General features: G+C 49.9%; 24 protein-coding genes and 1 pseudogene. 8 read left to right on the top strand and 17 right to left on the bottom strand.

Annotation, left to right across the window (positions count from 1 at the left end):
- Positions 1-144 precede the first annotated feature (144 nt).
- The 4 genes from araH to OGV38_RS19685 all read right to left on the bottom strand — a co-directional run bounded on the left by araH (position 145) and on the right by OGV38_RS19685 (position 4,638).
- Positions 145-1,131: an L-arabinose ABC transporter permease AraH gene (araH, locus tag OGV38_RS19700; protein ID WP_016153448.1), complete on the bottom strand. Its 987-nt coding sequence runs from the start codon at positions 1,129-1,131 to the stop codon at positions 145-147.
- Positions 1,132-1,145: 14 nt separating this feature from the next.
- Positions 1,146-2,660 carry an arabinose ABC transporter ATP-binding protein AraG gene (gene araG / locus OGV38_RS19695; RefSeq protein ID WP_016156817.1) on the bottom strand — a complete coding sequence of 505 codons (1,515 nt, stop codon included), beginning with the start codon at positions 2,658-2,660 and terminating at the stop codon, positions 1,146-1,148.
- A gap of 115 nt (positions 2,661-2,775) precedes the next feature.
- Positions 2,776-3,765, bottom strand: a complete 990-nt coding sequence (locus OGV38_RS19690; RefSeq protein WP_003034602.1) for an arabinose ABC transporter substrate-binding protein — start codon at positions 3,763-3,765, stop codon at positions 2,776-2,778.
- A gap of 315 nt (positions 3,766-4,080) precedes the next feature.
- Positions 4,081-4,638, bottom strand: coding sequence for a DJ-1/PfpI family protein (locus OGV38_RS19685; RefSeq protein WP_019077051.1), 558 nt, complete (start codon positions 4,636-4,638; stop codon positions 4,081-4,083).
- A 553-nt stretch (positions 4,639-5,191) separates the two neighbouring features.
- Here OGV38_RS19685 and OGV38_RS19680 point away from each other — a divergent pair.
- Entirely contained in the window at positions 5,192-5,695 is a 504-nt protein-coding gene (locus OGV38_RS19680; RefSeq protein ID WP_016153451.1) for a non-heme ferritin-like protein, read from the top strand.
- 137 nt (positions 5,696-5,832) lie between these two features.
- On the opposite strand, the gene OGV38_RS19675 is transcribed toward OGV38_RS19680, so the two are convergent.
- On the bottom strand, positions 5,833-6,084 hold the full coding sequence (locus OGV38_RS19675; protein ID WP_016153452.1) for a DUF2766 family protein: 252 nt from the start codon (positions 6,082-6,084) through the stop codon (positions 5,833-5,835).
- Between the two features lie 128 nt (positions 6,085-6,212).
- On the opposite strand from OGV38_RS19675, the gene OGV38_RS19670 reads away from it, so the two are divergent.
- The gene (locus OGV38_RS19670) at positions 6,213-7,634 is read left to right on the top strand and encodes an MFS transporter (RefSeq protein WP_065554699.1); all 1,422 of its coding nucleotides are present in this window, start codon (positions 6,213-6,215) and stop codon (positions 7,632-7,634) included.
- 33 nt (positions 7,635-7,667) lie between these two features.
- Here OGV38_RS19670 and OGV38_RS19665 read toward each other — a convergent pair whose 3' ends face one another.
- On the bottom strand, positions 7,668-8,306 hold the full coding sequence (locus OGV38_RS19665; protein ID WP_016153454.1) for an RpiB/LacA/LacB family sugar-phosphate isomerase: 639 nt from the start codon (positions 8,304-8,306) through the stop codon (positions 7,668-7,670).
- A 268-nt stretch (positions 8,307-8,574) separates the two neighbouring features.
- Between OGV38_RS19665 and OGV38_RS19660 the strand changes: the two genes are divergently transcribed.
- On the top strand, positions 8,575-8,910 hold the full coding sequence (locus tag OGV38_RS19660) for a YecR-like family lipoprotein (protein ID WP_016153455.1): 336 nt from the start codon (positions 8,575-8,577) through the stop codon (positions 8,908-8,910).
- A 194-nt stretch (positions 8,911-9,104) separates the two neighbouring features.
- Positions 9,105-9,602: a non-heme ferritin gene (ftnA, locus tag OGV38_RS19655; protein ID WP_016153456.1), complete on the top strand. Its 498-nt coding sequence runs from the start codon at positions 9,105-9,107 to the stop codon at positions 9,600-9,602.
- A 45-nt stretch (positions 9,603-9,647) separates the two neighbouring features.
- On the opposite strand, the gene OGV38_RS19650 is transcribed toward ftnA, so the two are convergent.
- Positions 9,648-9,887 carry a YecH family metal-binding protein gene (locus OGV38_RS19650; protein WP_016153457.1) on the bottom strand — a complete coding sequence of 80 codons (240 nt, stop codon included), beginning with the start codon at positions 9,885-9,887 and terminating at the stop codon, positions 9,648-9,650.
- A 225-nt stretch (positions 9,888-10,112) separates the two neighbouring features.
- Here OGV38_RS19650 and tyrP point away from each other — a divergent pair, with 225 nt between their 5' ends.
- On the top strand, positions 10,113-11,324 hold the full coding sequence (gene tyrP, locus OGV38_RS19645; RefSeq protein ID WP_286474509.1) for a tyrosine transporter TyrP: 1,212 nt from the start codon (positions 10,113-10,115) through the stop codon (positions 11,322-11,324).
- A gap of 28 nt (positions 11,325-11,352) precedes the next feature.
- Here tyrP and OGV38_RS19640 read toward each other — a convergent pair whose 3' ends face one another.
- The 5 genes from OGV38_RS19640 to OGV38_RS19620 form a co-directional block, all read right to left on the bottom strand.
- Positions 11,353-12,018 carry a YecA/YgfB family protein gene (locus OGV38_RS19640; protein WP_019077057.1) on the bottom strand — a complete coding sequence of 222 codons (666 nt, stop codon included), beginning with the start codon at positions 12,016-12,018 and terminating at the stop codon, positions 11,353-11,355.
- Between the two features lie 209 nt (positions 12,019-12,227).
- Complete coding sequence (locus tag OGV38_RS19635) at positions 12,228-12,509, bottom strand: heavy-metal-associated domain-containing protein (RefSeq protein WP_016153460.1); 282 nt, start codon at positions 12,507-12,509, stop codon at positions 12,228-12,230.
- Positions 12,506-12,862, bottom strand: a complete 357-nt coding sequence (locus tag OGV38_RS19630) for a mercuric transporter MerT family protein (RefSeq protein WP_016153461.1) — start codon at positions 12,860-12,862, stop codon at positions 12,506-12,508. Before OGV38_RS19630 ends, OGV38_RS19635 begins: the two co-directional genes overlap by 4 nt.
- Positions 12,840-13,982 carry a transglutaminase-like domain-containing protein gene (locus OGV38_RS19625; protein ID WP_181500314.1) on the bottom strand — a complete coding sequence of 381 codons (1,143 nt, stop codon included), beginning with the start codon at positions 13,980-13,982 and terminating at the stop codon, positions 12,840-12,842. Before OGV38_RS19625 ends, OGV38_RS19630 begins: the two co-directional genes overlap by 23 nt.
- A gap of 206 nt (positions 13,983-14,188) precedes the next feature.
- Entirely contained in the window at positions 14,189-14,659 is a 471-nt protein-coding gene (locus tag OGV38_RS19620) for an SRPBCC family protein (protein ID WP_286474505.1), read from the bottom strand.
- A 396-nt stretch (positions 14,660-15,055) separates the two neighbouring features.
- Here OGV38_RS19620 and OGV38_RS19615 point away from each other — a divergent pair, with 396 nt between their 5' ends.
- A complete protein-coding gene (locus tag OGV38_RS19615) occupies positions 15,056-15,397 on the top strand; it encodes a hypothetical protein (RefSeq protein WP_016156827.1) in 342 nt (113 codons plus the stop codon).
- Positions 15,398-15,730: 333 nt separating this feature from the next.
- Here the strand turns inward: OGV38_RS19615 and OGV38_RS19610 are convergent, their stop codons facing one another.
- The 4 genes from OGV38_RS19610 to OGV38_RS19595 all read right to left on the bottom strand — a co-directional run bounded on the left by OGV38_RS19610 (position 15,731) and on the right by OGV38_RS19595 (position 18,686).
- Positions 15,731-16,312, bottom strand: coding sequence for a YrbL family protein (locus tag OGV38_RS19610; protein WP_016156828.1), 582 nt, complete (start codon positions 16,310-16,312; stop codon positions 15,731-15,733).
- Positions 16,313-16,593: 281 nt separating this feature from the next.
- Positions 16,594-17,019, bottom strand: coding sequence for a glutaredoxin-dependent arsenate reductase (gene arsC, locus OGV38_RS19605; protein ID WP_016153466.1), 426 nt, complete (start codon positions 17,017-17,019; stop codon positions 16,594-16,596).
- Between the two features lie 12 nt (positions 17,020-17,031).
- Complete coding sequence (locus OGV38_RS19600; protein WP_181500270.1) at positions 17,032-18,321, bottom strand: arsenic transporter; 1,290 nt, start codon at positions 18,319-18,321, stop codon at positions 17,032-17,034.
- A 44-nt stretch (positions 18,322-18,365) separates the two neighbouring features.
- Entirely contained in the window at positions 18,366-18,686 is a 321-nt protein-coding gene (locus OGV38_RS19595; protein WP_016153468.1) for a transcriptional regulator, read from the bottom strand.
- 86 nt (positions 18,687-18,772) lie between these two features.
- Between OGV38_RS19595 and arsH the strand changes: the two genes are divergently transcribed.
- A complete protein-coding gene (gene arsH, locus OGV38_RS19590; RefSeq protein ID WP_016153469.1) occupies positions 18,773-19,471 on the top strand; it encodes an arsenical resistance protein ArsH in 699 nt (232 codons plus the stop codon).
- Between the two features lie 58 nt (positions 19,472-19,529).
- Here arsH and OGV38_RS19585 read toward each other — a convergent pair.
- Positions 19,530-19,655: pseudogene (locus OGV38_RS19585) on the bottom strand (IS30 family transposase); the annotation flags it as partial.
- A gap of 140 nt (positions 19,656-19,795) precedes the next feature.
- Here OGV38_RS19585 and OGV38_RS19580 point away from each other — a divergent pair.
- Positions 19,796-19,966: a YnfU family zinc-binding protein gene (locus OGV38_RS19580; RefSeq protein WP_162835200.1), complete on the top strand. Its 171-nt coding sequence runs from the start codon at positions 19,796-19,798 to the stop codon at positions 19,964-19,966.
- Positions 19,967-20,232: the final 266 nt, after the last annotated feature.

The raw sequence follows: 20,232 nt of genomic DNA, 5'->3' as shown, positions 1-20,232 counted from the left end.
CGCGCGGATCGCGCCGTATATATGATGTATGACGGATATAAGTATAGACAGTGTGACCATGCTCGCCATTTGGAAAAACAATCGCCAGCCGGGTAGCGGCTGGCGATGAGCTAAAGCTAGACTAAAAAGTTGGGGTTAAAATCATCAAACAGTACGCTTCGCTTTTTGCTTGTAACGGTCGAAGATCACCGCCGCCAGCAGGATCAGACCACGTACGACATACTGTGCGAACGGAGAGATGTTCAGCAGGTTCATTGCATTCTCAACCGTTCCCAGAATCAACACCCCGGCTACCACATATGAGATTTTTCCGATGCCGCCTTTAAGCGAAACGCCCCCTAACACGCACGCGGAAATCACGATCAGCTCATAGCCGATTGAGGTCATTGGCTGGCCGCTGGTCATACGAGATGCGAGGATAATCCCGGCGATGGCGGATACCAGCCCGGACAGAATAAAGATAATAATTTTGGTACGAACGACCGGAACCCCAGCCAGACGTGCCGCCTCTTCATTCCCCCCAATGGCCAGCGTGTTACGCCCAAACGTGGTTTTATTGAGCAGCAAGCCAAAAACGATGAAACAGACGACCGTGATCCAGATAGGTGCCGGCAGACCAAACCAGTTGGCGTAACCGAGAGTGAAGAAGCGCTCGTCTTCAATCCCCACCGCCTTACCGTCGGAAATAATGTAGGCCAGACCACGCACAATCTGCATCGTCGCAAGGGTCGTGATCAGGGCGTTAATTTTCAGCCGCGCAATCACGAACCCATTCACCAGACCACATAGAATACCGAGCAGTAGCCCGGCAGCCACGCCAATCCACAGGCTTTCGGTCATATTAATGACCACGGCTGTAGTGACCCCGGCGCAGGCAATCACGGAGGCAACGGACAGGTCGAAGTCACCGGATGCCAGGCAAAACAGCATCCCACACGCGACCATACCCGACATCGATACCGCCAGCCCCAGCCCCTTCATGTTGATGAAAGTGGCAAAGTTAGGCACAAAGAGGGAACAAACCAGGAACAGCGCGGCGAACACGACCAGCATCCCGTATTGATCCCAAATGCGACCAAGATTTAGCGCCGACTTTGCAGCACCTGAACCCGATGTTGAAACGGAAGACATCATTCTCTCCTTATTCAGGCTACAGCCTGGCTAACTTTTGGCATAGCAAGGCTTAACGCCTGGCGCTCATCCGCCTGTTCATGAAGTAACTCACCGGCAATTTCGCCTTCTCTCATCACCACGATACGGTCGGCGACACCGAGCACTTCAGGCAGATCGCTGGAAGCAAACAGCACGGCCACGCCGCGCGCCGCGAGGGCATAAATCACGTTATAAATTTCATGCTTGGCGCCCACATCAATACCGCGTGTAGGTTCGTCCAGCAAAATCACTTTCATCTCTTCCGATAACCAACGGCCGAGAATAGCCTTCTGTTGATTACCGCCGGAGAGGTTCATAATCAGTTGCTCCGCGCCCGGCGTTTTAATATTGAGTGAGCGAATATGATGATCAGCATTGGTCTCTTCCCAGCCGTTGTTGATCACGCATCCGCCCAGAACATGTTTACGACGGGCACTGATGTTGATGTTGTTACGTACCGAATGGACCGGAATGATCCCTTCAGCCTTGCGATCTTCCGGGCACAGCATCATCCCCGCTTCAATGGCGTGGCTCGGTTTACGGATATCAATAGGCTGTTCATCGATAAACACCTGGCCTGCCGTGATACGCGTGCCGCCAAACAGACCTTTCATTAATTCGCTACGTCCGGCGCCCACCAGTCCAAACAATCCAACAATTTCACCACTGCGCACTGATAAACTGATCGGGGTACGCACGCCTGGGGCTTTGACGTCATGCAAACGCAGGCGCTCTGCACCATAAGGTCTGGATTTCCAGCCATAAATATCACCGAGGTCGCGTCCGACCATCGCCTGCACCAGCGCGTCGTGATCGACCTGCTGCATATCCGTGAACGTTTTGACGTAATGACCATCTTTAAACACGGTGATGGCATCGCTAAGGGCAAAGATCTCCTCCATACGGTGCGAAACGTAAAGGATGATGCGCCCTTCGTTGCGTAGCTCACGGATGACGCGAAACAGATTCTCAATCTCGCGCGCTGAAAGGGAGCTGGTCGGTTCATCAAACGCGATAATTTTGGCGTTGCGCGCCAGCGCTTTCGCAATCTCCACCATCTGCCATTGACCAATGGAGAGGTATTTCAACGGCGTATCGGGATCGATATCCATGCCCAGATGCTTGAGCTGAAGCCCCGCTTCATAGTTCAGCAGCGAGCGGTTCACAATCCCGCCTTTGTGCGGCATCTGCCCTAAATAAATATTCTCGGCAACGGTCATTTCCGGGACGAGATGCAGCTCCTGGTAAATAATGGCAACACCGGCGTTCAGCGCGGCATTGGTGTCCGCAAACGAAACCTCTTGTCCACGGATCGCCAAAGATCCCGTCGTTGGCGCATAGTTGCCGCTGAGAATTTTTAATAGTGTTGATTTCCCGGCGCCATTTTCGCCCATCAGCGCATGCACCTGACCGGCATAGCAGTCGAAACTGATATCCGTGAGCGCTTTAACGCCGGGGAACGTTTTGCCAATGCCGCGAAATGAGAGATACGGGGTAGACTGTTGCATAACGTCTCCGTGAGTCAGATCTTTATGCCGGATAGCGGCTTTGCCTTATCCGGCCTACTGAGTACGCAATTCGTAGGCCGGATAAGACGCGTTGGCGTCGCATCCGGCATTTGTGTTACTTACCACCTAAGCCTTTCTTCGCCAGTTCTTCTTTAAAGTTATCGCGGGTAATCAGCACCACATCCGTCACTTCAGTAAACGCCGGTGGCTCTGCACCTTTCGTTACCCAGTTGTAGAGCATCTCACTTGATTTGTAGCCGTGAACGTCCGGGCTTGGCAGGAGTGAACCGTAGAACCCGGTCGCTTCGCCTTTGGAGAGTTCGCTCACGGCATCAACGCCGTTGATGCCGATACCAATCACATTCGGCGCTTTGAAGCCCTGCCCTTCGGTCGCACGTACGCCGCCCAGCACGGTGTTGTCGTTCATGCCAACAATCAGCCAGTGTTTGACTTCAGGGTGCTGAACCAGCATGGAGTTAGCGGCATCGAATGCCCCGGGGATGTCATTCGATTTTGTGGGGACCTGGTAGATCTGTTTTTCCGGGAAGCCTGCGGCTTTAAGCGCTTCCATTGAACCCGATGTACGGCGACGCGCGGTATCGAGTTCATTCGCGGTAATGGCCATTACCGCTGTGGATTTCACATCCCAACCGCGCTTTTGCATCTCCTTATACAGTTCCTGGCCCTGGCGCTCACCAATTTTGGTTGCAGCCATCATCACCAGCGGCACGGTATCCATCGGCTTACCTTTGGCGTTAGCAAACTGGTCGTCGACGGCAATGACTTTCATATCGTAGCCACGCGCCTTGGCCATAATGGCAGGCCCGAGTTTGGGGTCCGGCGTACAAATCACAAACCCTTTTGCGCCACTTGCAGCCAGGCTGTCGATGGCGTTAAGGGTCTTCTCACCATCCGGGACGGCAATTTTAATCACCTCAAAGCCAAGGTCTTTACCGGCTTTATCGGCAAATTTCCATTCAGTCTGGAACCACGGTTCTTCCGGTTGTTTGACCAGGAAACCGAGCTTCATGGATTCAGCGATAGCGGATTGTGACATAATGGCAGCCAGACCGATGGCAGCCAGCGCTTTAGTGAATTTGTGCATGGTTAACTCCAGCTTTAACGTTCTTTTATGTAGGGTAAAATCAGACGATTTTTTGTAATTCGGACGTAAAACAAGGCATTACCTTTTAGTGATAAGATCAATGCCAGTGCTGAGAGTAGTTTTAGCGGGAAATTGATTCTCCATAAGAGAGCGGCATCACACCACAGAATTACAGTAATTGCGTACATAAATTCAGCGGGAAATGACATAAAAAAACGCGGTTTTGTCGACGGGAAAAAAGAGGGATAGCAGATTAATCCATAACATCAGCCAACGAATCCTTGTTCCCGAATACCGAAGCATTCGGGAACATGATTACCATCGGTAATAAATGTGGTCAGCGTGATCGCGAACCGGAATGTCATCTCCCAGCAGGCGCGCCGCAAGCGTCAACGCAAAATCGAAAATATGCCCTAATCCTTTGCCGCTAATCAGATTGCCATCTTCAACAACCGGCGCATCGATATATTCCCCGTCCGTGACGTTTTGCCACAGATCTCCTGAGCAAACATAGCGACGTCCCTTCAGCAGACCATTGCCGCCCAACACGCGCGCGGCCGCAGAACATACCGGGCAAATGAGCTTTCCTGCCTGATCATGACGAGATACAAACTGGATGACCGCCTCACTGGCGGCAAGATTAACGCTGCCCTGCGGCCCGCCTGGCAATACGACGGCATCGTAGAGATATGTCTGGCGCGCGGCCAGCGTGCTATCCATCACCATCGGTACGTCATGATAACTCACCACCGCACGTGACTCTGCGCAGGCCAGGGTTTCGACTTCGATATTCAGGCGACGCAGAATATCCAGGGTAACAATCGCCTCCGCCTCTTCAAAACCGGGTGCCAGCAGCACCGCAACCTTCTTCATATGCAACTCCTTGCTTGATCCACATAAACGAAACAATTAATGACGACCAGTGCAGACTGTTAAATTTCTCAATTTGATTAAAACTGATCTGGCGCAAAAAATTAGCCATCAGATAATTTGTACTAATCCATCCCGATCGTGAAATTGCCTTTCAACTTGGGCAGATAATCATCAGATGCCAGACAATACCTTATTGTGGAATTTAATTTTGTGATATGAAACACCATTTCATTATCATGAAAATCATTTAATGACATAAATTTCAACCTCTTACATTCATGTCATCTATATGCCAAAACAACAGAAGCATGAATACTGTTATGACAATATGTAAAAAAACATAAATACGCAGATTTAAGGATTTTCTTATACCAGGGCAAACGTTATGCTGAATCTCGATCGGAGCGAATATAATTCGTGATCACTAAAGGACCGGCGGAACGGATTTATTCTGCTAACAGTTTTAATTGTACGTAGAGGTGAAGTGCAGCGGCAGCCCGCTGTACTGGCGTGAGTAACGTACATCCCCCTTTCTGGAAATAAGGATATTGATATGGCTGCAGTTGGAATTGTTCATAAACTCAATACACAAATGAATCTCGAGTTCTACGCCTCGAATCTTTACCTGCATCTCAGCGAATGGTGCTACGAGCATAGCCTGACAGGTACAGCCACGTTTCTACGCACGCAGGCGCAAGGTAACGTGACTCAAATGATGCGTATGTTCAATTTTATGAAAAGTGCCGGGGCTAATCCCATCGTCAAGGCCATGGATGTGCCGGGTGATGAACTGAGTTCCCTTGAAGAATTGTTTCAGAAAACGTTGGATGAATATCAACAGCGTTCGAGTAAACTCTCGCGTTTAACCAATGAAGCTGAAGCATTAAACGATGCGCCAACCATTGATTTTCTTCACGACCTGGAAAAAGAGCAGCAGCAGGATGGCGTGCTGTTACAGACGATTCTTGATGAAGTCCGCAGCGCCAAACGCGCGGGGTTGTGCATGGCGCAAACCGATAAGCACTTGCTCAACGTCGTTAACTACCAGCATCACTAATCTTCAGTTTTCATCGCGTTAATGCCGGATAGCGATGCAGCGCACCTTATCCGGTCAACCTCTGATTTTCCCTGGCACGCGCCTCCCATTCTGCGAGGCGCAAAAAACCTTTCTAAAATCTGAAACAACGGTTTATTTTAGTGGGATTCATTCTGCGGCGTGAATTTCAACTCGATCAAGGCAACCGCTTTTTGTATTGCGCGCATAGTGACCGGATCGGCCCCTGCAGGATGGCTGGAAAAATCGATGTTTTTCAGTTGGCTGGACATTTTTTCCCGAACTTCTACCGGGGCAATAACATCAAGAACATCCAGAATTTGCTTGATAACCAGCTGACAGGCAACAACGTCCGAGAGCAGTTCCTGATCGGCATTCAATGTTTGGGACATAGTGAGCTCCTTATAGAAAGGTCGTCATAGTACCTATTCAGCGATCGAAACGATAGCCGCGCACACATTACAAATGCGCTGAAAATAAAAAAGGTCCAGTCAGTTTCTTTTGAGATGGCAAGCACAACATGAGTGAACAGTTAGCGGTTGAGAACCAACGCGGTCTTTCCCCGGCAGCATTACTTGTTGCCGGGGCTTTCTTTATGGAATTTATTGACGGCACGGTGATTGCCACAGCCCTACCCGACATGGCCAAAAGCTTTGGCGTACAGGCGGTAGACCTGAACATTGGTATCAGCGCCTACTTGATCACCCTCGCGGTGCTTATCCCCGCCAGCGGCTGGATTGCGGATCGCTTCGGTGCCCGAAAAGTGTTTACCCTGGCGCTGGCGATTTTTACTCTCGCTTCGGTTTTATGCGGTTTGTCCGAAAGCCTTGAGAGCTTTGTAGCAATGCGAATTTTACAGGGTGTGGGTGGCGCGCTAATGGTTCCTGTTGGCCGTCTCGCGGTACTGCGCACCACGCCTAAACATCAGTTGATCACCGCCATAGCGACCCTGACCTGGCCCGCGTTAGTCGCGCCTATCATCGGGCCACCGCTTGGAGGATTCATTACCAGCTATGCTAACTGGCGTTGGATCTTCTTTATTAACGTACCGCTAGGAATTTTGGCGATCGCACTGGCGCTACGTTTTATCCCGGATATTCATGACGACGAGCGCCGTCCATTTGATATAGCGGGTTTTATCGCGACCTCAGTTGCGATGGTTAGCCTGGTGTATGCTATGGAGTTACTGGGAACCCAGCAGCCGCAAGGCTGGCTAACCGCCGGGCTGCTGGCGCTAGGAACCGTGACCTTTCTGTTTGCCCTGCATCATTTTCGTCGCACTACCTGGCCGATGATTCGTCTTGATGCCATGAGCGTCCCTACTTTTCGCGTCACCCTGTACGGCGGGTCGCTATTTCGAGCCTCTATTAGCGCTGTACCATTTCTGCTGCCGTTAATGTTCCAGGTCGGTTTTGGCATGAACGCTTTTCACGCGGGTTCGCTGGTTCTGGCGGTGTTTGTGGGCAATCTGACGATAAAACCTGCCACCACGCCGTTGATACGCTGGCTGGGCTTTAAGAAACTACTGTTAATCAACGGTGCGCTAAACGTCCTGGCGCTGTTGGCCTGTGCATTAATTACGCCGCAGACCCCGGTGTGGGTTATTTTGTTGGTGTTGTATCTGGGCGGCGTGTTCCGCTCAATTCAGTTTACCGGCATCAGCACGCTTGCCTTTGCGGACGTCCCCGGACCACAAATGAGCTACGCCAATACGCTGTTCAGTACGGCAACACAATTAGCGGTAGGCTTGGGCATTTCGTTGGCCGCTATCGGGATCCGTATCGGTGATGAGGTGAGTGAATGGCTGGCGTTAGGCAATATTCCGGGGATCAGTTTCCGGCTGGCCTTTGTCGCTATTGCGATTATTTGTCTGGTAGGTATGGTTGATACGCTGCGGCTTGCCCATGATGCTGGAAGCGCGGTATCTAGCAAGAACAAATAGCCCGGCAGGCGAACACCGCCGGGCCAACAGGATTTAGCCAACTATCTCGCGTACAAATGCTTCGATCGCTTTGTCCTGGCAGTTTTCAAAGAAGCACTGCTGGAAGCGCGGACCAGATACGGCGGTTTTTACCAGTTCAGGATCGATAGCGCGCAGAGTGTCCAGATAGTTTTCTTTTACCACCGCCGCTTTCACCTGGTTCAGGATCCCCGCGTTACGCACCTGCGGCTCTTTACGCTCTGGTGGATACCCTTCGCCGTTACGACCAGTGAATGCTTTTTCAAACATATAGCGCACATTCAGCTCAGCACCCCAGCCAAAACCTTTGGCGAATGCCAGAGAAAGCGCATTCCCGTTGTTGATCTGAGAGAACAAGAATGCGTCTGCCGGATCGAGACAGTAACCGCACACCACGCCCGGATGTATATTCAGTGACATCATTGCCCCCTGGCCCGTACCGCACCCCGTAACCACAAAATCCACGGCTTTGGAATTGAGCAGGATGCTGGCCATAATCCCTAAATGGATGTAGGTCAGATGATGGTCATTTTCGTCGCTCATCCCGACGTTATACACTGGAAAACCTTTCTCATCCGCAACGGCTTTAAGCTCGTTATGAATGATGGCATTTTTGCTTGCCTGGCTGTTTTCCATCATCAATGCAATTTTCATTCTGTAATCTCCTGAATGCGCTGCGGAGGCCCGCTGAAAGTCATAACATTCAGGCCACATTACTATTTTGCAAACTCGCTTTCAAATTTAATGAAATTTTGTTTTATAAAATAATGAGGTGCTCACATTTTTCCTGAGACAGCTCAGAATAGCCTCAATAAAATGACGTCGTTGCGATTAATCGCAGGTGATCTTCGGGCTATTCAAGCCATTGATGCGCCACCACATATGCCATGATAGCCTATCTCCGAACTTTCAGAGCGATCACATGAAGACCTTTATCCTTGCCCTTTTGCCGCTCGTGCTGACAGGATGCACTATTACTAAACAGGCGCAGGTCAGCGAAGCCAGTGCCATCACCGGCGTCGTTCGCCTGACCTACAACCAGGCCATGCTACAAACGGCGCGTACCGATGATTACGTGACCCAAGGCACAGCCACCAAAGAGTGTCAGCGCCTGGGTTATGCCAACGCAATGGCGTTTGGTCAGCCGGTATCAACCTGTAGCGTATATGCCGGTTCTCTGTGTTTAAATACCAAAATCACGCTCGCCTGGCAGTGTCACGGCGTTGCGGTATCCCAATCGCCTGCCTTCAATTATTAATATTTTCGACCAGCACATTATTGCTGGTCTTCTGCCTTTTCATTATTTATATTCCCCGCTCAATAGCGTTAATGCGTTTTATTCCCATTCGCATTTTTAATAAATAAATTTATTATTTTACCTTTTGCAAATAATTAAATAACAAATTATAGTGACGCCACGCTAATATATAATAACGTTTGTGGAGCACAACTATGCTGAAAACAGAAATGATCGACCAACTGAATGAGCAAATGAACCTTGAATTATATTCATCTCTGCTCTACCAACAGATGAGCGCGTGGTGCAGCTATCACAGCTTTGAAGGTGCCGCCGCGTTCCTGCGCCGTCACGCCCAGGAAGAGATGACGCATATGCAGCGTCTGTTTGACTACCTGACCGATACCGGCAGCTTGCCGTGTATTAACACCGTTCCTTCCCCCTTTGCTGAATATGCGTCTCTGGACGAACTGTTCCGTGTTACTTACGAACATGAGCAGTTGATCACCCAGAAAATTAATGAGCTGGCACACGCGGCAATGACCCACCAGGATTATCCGACGTTTAATTTCCTGCAATGGTATGTTGCCGAGCAGCATGAAGAAGAGAAATTATTTAAATCTGTCATTGATAAGTTATCGCTGGCAGGGAAAAGTGGCGAAGGTCTTTATTTCATCGATAAAGAACTGGCTACGCTTGATACACAGAATTAATGTTGTGGGGTAATGAAGGCAACCCGCCATCATTACCCGCTAAAATCAGTGACGGCAGATCTTGCTTTCGTGCGTAGAGAAGCCGTCTTCTTTTGCAATAAACTTCCCCTTCGCCGCTAAAAACGCCACCAGCTCAGCTGCCGACATATCCGCCGCAGAACAGGTGTGAAAACGAGCCTGCTCGCCAAACCGTGCCGTAATCGCCGCTTCAAGGCTGGCATTTGAATACTGCTCGCCAGATTCAATCATCATGTTGAGCACTTCGTGACCGTGAATAGATTCCATACTACCTCCTCAATAAAGTCCGTAGCCTAATGTGAACGGCACGGCCTTGCTTTGCGCTAACGCAGGTTTACCCGCAGATAAATATCATTTGTGATACATCTTAACGAGCCAAACATCGTAAAGATTAATTTACATTCATTGTAACGGTGATTTGACGAAAATAGCGTTTTGCCTTAACCTGCGCCGCAGATATAACCGTTGATTATCTCTGGGACAGAGGAAAGCGTGAAAAACAGAACCCTGGGTAGTATTTTTATCGTGGCGGGAACCACGATTGGTGCCGGTATGTTGGCAATGCCGCTGGCCGCGGCAGGCGTGGGGTTTAGCGTCACGCTGGTATTGTTAGTGAGTCTTTGGGCGCTAATGTGCTACACCGCGCTGTTGCTGCTTGAAGTGTATCAACACGTACCGGCAGACACCGGGTTGGGTACGCTGGCAAAACGTTATCTTGGTCGTTACGGACAATGGGTAACGGGCTTTAGCATGATGTTTTTAATGTACGCGCTGACGGCGGCGTATATCAGTGGCGCTGGTGAGTTGCTGGCTTCCAGCATCAGCGACTGGACCGGGACAACGCTCTCCCCGACAACAGGCGTACCGCTGTTCACCTTTGTTGCCGGTGGCGTGGTTTGCGTTGGCACATCTTTGGTCGATCTGTTCAACCGTCTGTTGTTCAGTGCCAAGATAATCTTCCTGGTGGTGATGCTGGCCCTGTTAATGCCGCATATCCATAAAGTAAACCTGCTTACGTTGCCGCTTCAGCAGGGGCTGGCACTTTCTGCAATCCCGGTTATCTTCACTTCGTTCGGTTTTCACGGCAGCGTCCCCAGTATCGTCAGCTATATGAACGGTAACATCCGTAAACTGCGTTGGGTGTTTATCACCGGTAGCGCCATTCCGCTAGTCGCCTATATCTTCTGGCAACTGGCCACGCTTGGCAGTATTAACTCCTCAACGTTCATGGGGCTGTTAGCCAACCACGCTGGTTTAAACGGTTTATTACAAGCATTACGTGAAGTCGTGGCTTCGCCGCACGTCGAACTGGCGGTGCATCTGTTTGCCGACCTTGCGCTGGCAACCTCTTTCCTCGGCGTCGCATTGGGATTATTTGACTACCTGGCCGACCTCTTCCAGCGCCGCAATACCGTAGCAGGAAGAATGCAAACCGGCGTGGTGACCTTCCTGCCGCCGTTGGCATTCGCGCTGTTCTATCCGCGTGGTTTCGTCATGGCCCTGGGGTATGCGGGCGTTGCCCTGGCGGTGCTGGCGCTGCTCATTCCCTCGATGCTGGCATGGCAGAGCAGAAAACAGAATCCACAGGCTAACTACCGCGTGGCAGGGGGTGCTCCGGCGCTGGCGCTGGTATTTTTGTGCGGCATTGTGGTGATAGCCGTACAGTTTTCAATTGCAGCAGGATTACTACCGGAAGTGGGTTAAAACAAAAGGGGCTTAACGCCCCTTTTTCTTAATGCAAACAGCACTGCTTATATTTTTTACCGCTACCGCACGGACAAGGGTCATTGCGCCCTACCTTGGCATCCACTTTGACCGGTACTTTAACCGGCGTTTCCTGAGGATGCGCCATCCAGTAAGCATGCAGATCCAGCGCCGCCAGGCGGATGGCATCCACGCTCTCTTCGAACGCTTCTGGCGTCATTTTCTCAACGACCGCAAAGTTTTCTTCCGTACCGTGCAGCGCAATAGCCTCGAGCGCCGGTTTTAACGAGTCTGGTAACGCGGACCAGTCCGACAGTGCGACGCCGCGCATATAACCAAAACACCACTCTTCAACGATGGTCAGTTCATGCTCGTCAATTTCACGCAAACCAAACAGCGGCTCAAACTGCTCAGGATATTCATCCAGGCGATCGGCCGTATCCGCCATATGTTGAAACGCCAGGTTCATGAAACGCGTCATTTCTTTTTCGGAGGACCAGCGAGGAACATACTGCGCGCCGCCCCAAATAGCGACCAGCCACTGCTCCGGTTCAATTTCATACGGTGAACTCAGTACCGCCGTCAGTAAACCATCCAGTTCTGACACATCCAGAATAGCCTTATCCGTATTGTACTTAGTCAGTACGTCATCCAGCCATTCCAGTTCGCTCTCGTTTAATGGTCCCGTTTTCATAACGCTTTTCCTTAGTCAAAAAATCTTGCCTGTGATCATCCTACATGGCTGGAGGGATAACAGATATAAATGGGCATATGCGGCTTACAGCAGCCGCCTGTTCAGGTTAACAGGAAAAGAGGGGAATTCCGGTAGTTAACGCACAAAAGAGAACACTAAGCCGCCGGGCATCATACCGGGAAAACACAATAAAACCACCCGCAGGTGGTTTACTGTTGTTCAATACGGTTGAGCGTTGCGGTATAGCCCGTTTTCGCTACTGCGTTAAGTAGAGTATCGGTTGGGAAACCTTCTGGCACGATGGCTTCTGCCTGCCGGGTTTTGAGAGAGGATTTTGCTTTAATCACGCCGTCAGTTTCACGTAGCGCCTGATTGACCGAAATAACGCATAACGAGCAGGTCATATTTTGTATATCCAGCACCACTTTTTGATTGGCCGCCTGAGCCCACAGCGGCAACAGCAAGCATGCAACTAACGCGAAGATCTTCATTCAAATACCTCATAAAACCAGGCAACAAGCGTTGGGTAAAATAGCACCGGCAAAATCAATGCCAGCGCGCACCAGTAGAGAACGCGCGCTTGCTTCAGAGTTAACCACCCGGAGCACCACAACCGTTTGGAAAAATAGAGCCGCCAGAAGACACGCAGTAATAATCCCAGGGACAGCAGTACCAGAGGAGTTCGCAAAAACTCAAACCGGGTGAAAACGGCGAAGCTCGCCGCCGAAATACCAAACAGCAGGTAAAGTAGCGGTCCAACACAGCATAAGCCAGCGGTGACGGCGGCCGCAGCAGCCGTCAACAGGGTAAGCCCCGCACCTTTAGCGTTGTTCTGTGGCGACATAGCTGTAGGAAAACGCTTTAGGATCATAGAAATTGATCGGGTCGCCATCGACTTCAGCGTAAGGATAACCAAAGTTATTCATGGCCCCCTGCTCCGTTGCCGGATACAACTCGAAATCACGTCCGTAGTTGAATCCAACCCAGTTCATTTCCCAGTTACCAAACAGGTAAGCGTTAACCGCCTGGACATCGGCATCCTGATGCGTTTTTTTCTCTGCCAGACGCATTTTGGTCACATCAGCAGGATCGCACGGTAACCAACCGTAACCTGCCAGATAGAACTCAGCACGGCAGTGTTGACCGCCGCTCACATTGGCAACGCCTGCACTGTCGGCTGTGCCAAAAGCACTTTTCGAGTAACGTTCGAGCTTATTGGCCTTGCCCAGACGGATGCCAAACAGTTCGCGCGCCGGAATACCGCTGGCTCGCGCCAGAGCAACAAAAACGGAACTCATGTCGGTGCATTTTCCTTTGAGCTTACCGCTTTTTAATATCTCCGCCACATCCCCCGTGCCGCAGCCAATAACGTCGTTGTCACGCTCCATATGGCTGCTGACCCATTCGTAAATCAGGCGCGCTTTTTTCAGCGGATCCTGCTCATTACCGGTGATTTTACGCGCGGTTTCCAGGACCAGTCCATCAACTGAGGTATGTGCCGTCGGCAACAGATACGGTTTTACATCCAGCGGATAAATAATCTGCTCAGGTGCCTGCCAGTTTTTCAGCGCGTCCTGCTTCAGCGGTTCCCAGTCGGCGGTTTCAATGTCGATATCAACGTTAACCAACAATTCACCCTGCGAGTCAGCCCAGGTGGCAAACAGCGTTTTCGCGCCGTAGGTATTATTGGTGGTGACGTACGCCTGCTTATAGTTTCCGCTAAAGGCAAGCGCTGTCATTTGTTGAAACGCGGTATCCACCGGTAGCGGGATCCACAGTTTCACCACGCCGCTCGATCCCTTAGGAGGATTGAGTTTATACGTTTGGGATAAGACAAAGCGTCGACGAGCTATTGTCGCAACGGATGGCTCAGCGGCACGTACCGTCTGGCTAATGACTGCAGGGCCGACTAATCCGGCGGCGGAAAGGAGAACGCTATTTTTGAGAAACTGACGACGTTGCATTGCTGTCTGTCCAGGTTGTAAGAGTTGAGCTACGGCTAAAGGGGAAACCGTACGCGATCATCACAGCAGACAGAGGCTGGCATAAAAAGGCGAGTCGATGGAGATTATTCATCAATAACAGACCTGTTAACTGTGAATGAAGTGAGAAACTGCAAGGTCGCTATTAAGCCATTTACAGCCAAAAAAGTACAGCAGCGGAGATACGTTCAGACTATATACACAGTCGTTGCCAGTTTGCGGGCTAACCCTCTTGCCCCCTCGTGCATGACCGTATTGTGATTCCAGCGAAATACAGGTGCTGCCAGCGGGGCGAGATAATTCATCCAGCGGATCGTGGTACGCACATTCCAGTCATATCTGACAATAGTCGCTGTACCATTGGGAGTAAAAGACCATACCCCTCGCCCTTCCACCGCGCCGCTGGCTTGTCCTTCAAGCAATGTGCAAGGCCGTATTTTCAACACATTGATATCAAAGGTTAAGCGATAAGGAAGCGCCCCTTTCCAGGTATAACGATGCAACGCCCCAATACCCCGTAAATCCCCTTTCCTTATCTCAACGATGCGTTCCAGACTTCCCCACCATTCAGGCCACCTGTCCGGATGGGAAAAAACATCCCATACCTCCTGAACTGAAGCCTCAACCCGCCAGATTGTGGAAAACTGATAGTCAGCCATAGTGCAGGCTCCCTCAAGGCGTGAAAAAATTGACGGGGAAACGGGTGTTAATAACCATAGCATCCAGAAGAACAGTTTCTAATCGCTGCCCATCTGGCGCATAGCTGATCACTTTGGCAGGGAGTCCGTGATTATTATCCAGCCAGATGTCGTAGCGGTGAACGCAACTCGCGGAGAAAATGAGACGCGCATAACCGCCCCCTGTATCGGTACTATCTGTAAACTGGAGTCATCATCTGTCGACTGTTTTTATTATAGTTCTTAATTGCGCGGCACTCCTCTCCCACCCCCTCAGACTCCGTACAGGCAACAGGCTTAAACTGTTCATTTTCTATTCAGATGAGATGACGACATAAGACTATACTTTAATAGCCATACTTTTAATGGGTATTAATCATGAAACTGCCACCGGTATTTTCATGCGCCGTCCTCGTATTGCTGCTGGCGTCATCGTCTGCCGCAGCCAGCGCGTTACAAAACCAGGCCGCAAGAGAGCAAGAGTTAAGCGCGGCACTTCTTGCAGGAAATGGCGTCATCATCATTGGCGGGACGGATGATTTCGCTTTCACATTCAGGACACGTAACCGAATCCACAGACATTTGGCGATTCAGGATGGCATAGGCGATCCCATCATGATGAATGGTTTTCAGGACCACAACTATAACCCCGCCCGGGATGGCTTTATCAACAACCCAGCCCGGGGAAGGTTTATGTTTAATGCACCGATTCGTCGATAGATTGATTGGCAATGGGGAGTGTGTAGCGGGCGGCTTAACGTATCTGGCAGGCTTACTTGACGCAAAATACCTATGGTTCGTCAAAAGCCGGCACAAAAAAACCACCCGTAGGTGGTTTCGCGACACTGCTTATTGCTTTGATTCTTCTATTCTTTCCCATGGTTCCGGTGTGGGATTTGCCCCCACACAGCACGAACGCCGAGCAGTTCAGAATATTTTTCAAGAAGTTAATATGTAACTTACTTCTGCGTAAACACCTTTGTTAATCAGGTATGCGGGGTCGGAAGTCCGGCAACAGAAAACTGGTGATTCGATTATTTTTAACCTGCGTGGTTAAGCTTGTTGCAGACCGTTCAAATCGTTAAGCATCCGCTTGAGACATTTGATTTTATTCTTATCGCGAACTGATTGCGAAAGCTTACTGAGTTGAAAAAACGTTTTGTCACCAAACCCGTCAATGACTTTGAAGCGATAATCCTGACGCTCGCTATCCCAGGCATAAACAATGTTTTTACAATGCAAGGAGTTAATAATGACTTTGGTGCTGACAAACCATGCTAAAAAAGCATTCAGCTTCTGCAATTTGCTGTCATCGAGTTCTTTTTTGAGAGCAAGCTGATAAAGAGTTTGAGCAAGGTTGCCATGCTCATCGCACTCCTTCACAGTGATCTGCCCTAGACCTTTATTTGTTTCAACAAGGCCTTCGATCTTTTGCATATAAAGAGAGTCTGTTTGATGACCAGGCTTGCATTCTTTGAGGTCCCGGAAGACTTCCCGTAACTTGCTTTTATAGTTCGCAATATCTGAAATAACGATTTTGATCAGCAGGTTACTATCCTGTGGATGCTGAAAGACGTAACGATCGTTACCTCGTGCAAGTAAGTCTTCATCTGTCAATACAAGCTCTTGTTTCATGATAGTTTTTGACTCTTACCCTAAGGGAAATGAAATTGCCTCAACTGACCTGCATCGGTAAGTTCTGCTAATCAAAAACTATTATGTATATATTTATTTCAATAATTGATAAACGAAATGCATTCGGAGTGAGACAAATGTCTCTTCAGGCAAGTGGGCAGGCTAATGAACCTGTTTTGATCCCCCGCAAATACGCTTCTCCAGTCGTGAACGAGGGTTATCAGCAAAGAGCAGGCACCGGTATGAAGTCAACAGGCACCCGATAATATTAAGCGGAAAGATTACTTAACCCGTTTCCCCGTTTCGTCAATGACCTTTTCGCCATCCTCTTTGGTAAAAGAGCCTTTCTGAGCTTCAGGTAAAATATCCAGCACAATTTCTGAGGGACGACAAAGACGCGTGCCAAGCGGCGTCACTACAATCGGCCGATTAATCAGGATCGGATGCTGAATCATAAAATCGATCAACTGCTCATCAGAAAACTTATCTTCATCAAGACCAAGCTGCTCATAAGGTTCAACGTTCTTCCGCAGCAATGCGCGTACTGAAATGCCCATATCTGAAATCAGTTTGGTCAGTTCATCACGAGTCGGGGGCGTATCGAGATAATAAATAATAGTTGGTTCGTTACCGCTGTTACGGATCATCTCCAGCGTGTTACGTGAGGTGCCACAGGCCGGGTTGTGATAGATGGTAATGTTGCTCATATCAATATCTCATTACAAAGTGACAGAGAGCCGCCACGCCAGCGCGGCCAGAGTGACGAATAGCACGGGCAGAGTCATGATAATGCCGGTGCGGAAGTAATATCCCCAGGTGATGGTCATATTTTTCTGTGCCAACACATGAAGCCACAGCAGAGTTGCCAGACTGCCTATCGGGGTGATTTTAGGCCCTAAATCGCAGCCAATCACATTGGCATAAATCATCGCCTCTTTGACGACGCCGGTCGCAGCACTCCCGTCAATGGACAATGCACCAATCAGCACCGTCGGCATATTGTTCATCACAGACGACAGGAAGGCAGTCAGGAAGCCGGTACCGAACGTGGCAGCCCATAAACCTTTGTCTGCCAGCATATTGAGTACAGCAGAAAGATACTCGGTGAGTCCTGCATTACGCAGGCCGTAGACGACCATATACATACCCAGCGAGAATATCACGATCTGCCAGGGCGCCCCGCGCAGCACTTTCCCGGTATTAATGGCGTGGCCACGCTTGGCTACCACGAACAGCACCGCAGCCCCAACTGCTGCTATCGCGCTTACTGGGATCCCCAGCGGCTCCAGAACAAAGAAACCGACCAGCAGGAACAGCAGAACAATCCAGCCCGCCCTGAACGTCGCCGGATCTTTAATCGCACTGGCAGGCATCTTGAGCAGTGAAACGTCATAACTGGGCGGGATGTCGCGGCGGAAGAAGAGATGGAGCATGACCAGCGTGGCAGCAATGGCCGCCAGGTTCACAGGAACCATCACGGAGGCATACTGTGTAAAGCCCAGGCCGAAGAAATCCGCCGAGACAATATTGACCAGGTTAGAGACAATCAGCGGCAGGCTGGCTGTATCTGCGATAAATCCTGCAGCCATGACAAAGGCCAGCGTCGTCGCCTGGCTGAACCCCAGGGCGAGTAGCATCGCAATCACAATCGGCGTCAGTATCAGTGCTGCACCGTCGTTAGCAAACAGCGCAGCAACAGCAGCGCCAAGCAGTATTATCCAGGTAAACAGCAGGCGACCACGCCCGTTACCCCAGCGGGAGACATGCAGCGCGGCCCATTCAAAGAAACCGGACTCATCGAGCAGCAGGCTGATGATAATCACCGCGATGAATGCCGCTGTTGCGTTCCAGACGATATTCCAGACTACGGGAATATCATCAATGTGGATGACCCCCGTCCCCAGTGCCAGTAAGGCTCCGATACTTGCGCTCCAGCCAATGCTGAGACCTCTGGGCTGCCAGATGACCAAGACCAGCGTCAGTATAAAAATACTCCCTGCCAAAAGCATTTTAGATTCCTTTATATATGATTATGCGTATGTAAAAAATTCTCTCAACAGGATGTGCAGGCTGATTTTTTCAGCCATTCACCCACATCTTTCCTCAGACACTGCCAGGACGTCGTGATCGTCTCAGCGGCCCACGCTGGCATGTGGGGAGACAGACGGTAGTGAATCCATTTGCCTTCCCGGCGGTCAAGCACCAGCTCCGCTTCTCGCAAAATAGCCATGTGGCGAGAAATTTTAGGCTGTGATTCAGAGGTCGCCGCGCATATATCGCATACGCACAGTTCGCCGGATTCCCGGAGAAGCATAACAATGGCGAGACGGGTTTCATCCGACAGGATTTTAAAAAGCTGAACAGGCTGTAGCATTTTTTACTCCGTTCCCTTTAGAATACATATATGATAAATCATATGTGTTGAATTTGAAATCACAGAACCTCCCGGAGGAGTAAAAAATGGAACACTTTCCTGCACTGAATGCTGATTGCTTCGATCAGCAGATTGCTGAACGCCTGCAGCTCCAGGAGCCGCCACGCATACTGATCCTGTATGGCTCGGTAAGAGAGCGTTCTTACAGTCGCTTTGCCGCAGAAGAAGCGGGACGCCTGCTGACGGCAATGGGGGCGGAAGTAAGACTGTTTAATCCCTCAGGTTTACCCCTGCCGGATGATGCCCCAGATACGCACCCAAAAGTCACCGAGCTGCGCGAGCTGGTCAGATGGTGTGATGGGATGGTGTGGAGTTCCCCAGAGCGGCATGGGGCAATGAGTGCGGTGATGAAGGCACAGATCGACTGGATCCCCTTAAGCGAAGGGGCCGTTCGCCCTTCACAGGGAAAAACACTGGCGGTGATGCAGGTCTGCGGCGGGTCGCAGTCTTTTAACGCCGTGAACCAGATGCGTATCCTTGGGCGCTGGATGAGGATGTTCACGATCCCTAACCAGTCCTCAGTAGCCAAAGCCTGGCAAGAATTCGATGAGAACGGGCGAATGAAACCTTCGTCCTGGTATGATCGTATCGTCGATGTCGCCGAGGAGTTGTTTAAAATCACGCTGCTGCTCAAGGGGCAAACCGATTACCTTGCCGATCGCTACAGCGAACGAAAAGAGAGCCATCAGGAGCTTTCATCCCGCGTCAATCAGGCAAAAATATAGCGTCCTTTTTTCCTGAGCTCACAAACGTCCGCTTTTTGCTGGGCGTTCAACCACTGGATGCAACAATGTTAATTCTTTGCTGGCTGCGAACCGATAAGCCAGCTCCTTTTGGAAAATACTGTCTGAGCAATCTTTTCGTATTTTTATTTGAACCACGCAGCCAGGAAGATTGAGGATTACAGAATTAAATTTGGGAAGCCGCCCTTATCATCAGGCTCTTTGCGATACCTTTTCTTTATATTTACATATCCAAAACATCATAAAGTTAAGATTTTTTGGACGAATTAGGGTATGGTTGAAGTTCATCCACTCAAGGAAAAGCCTATGTCAGAACGTAAAGACTCTAAATCACGCCGCAACTATCTTGTCAAATGCACCTGCCCAAACTGTACCCAACAATCTGAACACAGTTTTTCAAGAGTACAAAAAGGTTCTCTTTTAATCTGTCCTCATTGCAATAAAGTATTCCAGACAAACCAAAAAGAAGCAGCCTGAATCCGTTTTAGACTCTATTTCTGGAACAGAATCACCACATCTGTATTTTAAGATTTATCAAGCTACAGATAACAGAAAACCCGCTGGCTGCGGGTTTAGTATTTTCATATTTAAAAAATAAAAATTATGGTGATATCTGGGAAAAGCTATCCCCTTGCGTACGTTGCCGTACAAAGCAAGCGGTTAGACTTTTTGTGCAGTGAACCTACACGTACTCACAATCGTCAGCATACTCTCTCATGCAAAAGAGAGATGAAATATGCTGA

The sequence above is a fragment of the Citrobacter sp. Cb080 genome, from assembly GCF_030334745.1.
Taxonomy (GTDB): domain Bacteria; phylum Pseudomonadota; class Gammaproteobacteria; order Enterobacterales; family Enterobacteriaceae; genus Citrobacter; species Citrobacter braakii.
The sequence above is the reverse complement of the archived record's forward strand: the minus strand, read 5'-3'. Positions and strand labels throughout refer to the sequence as shown.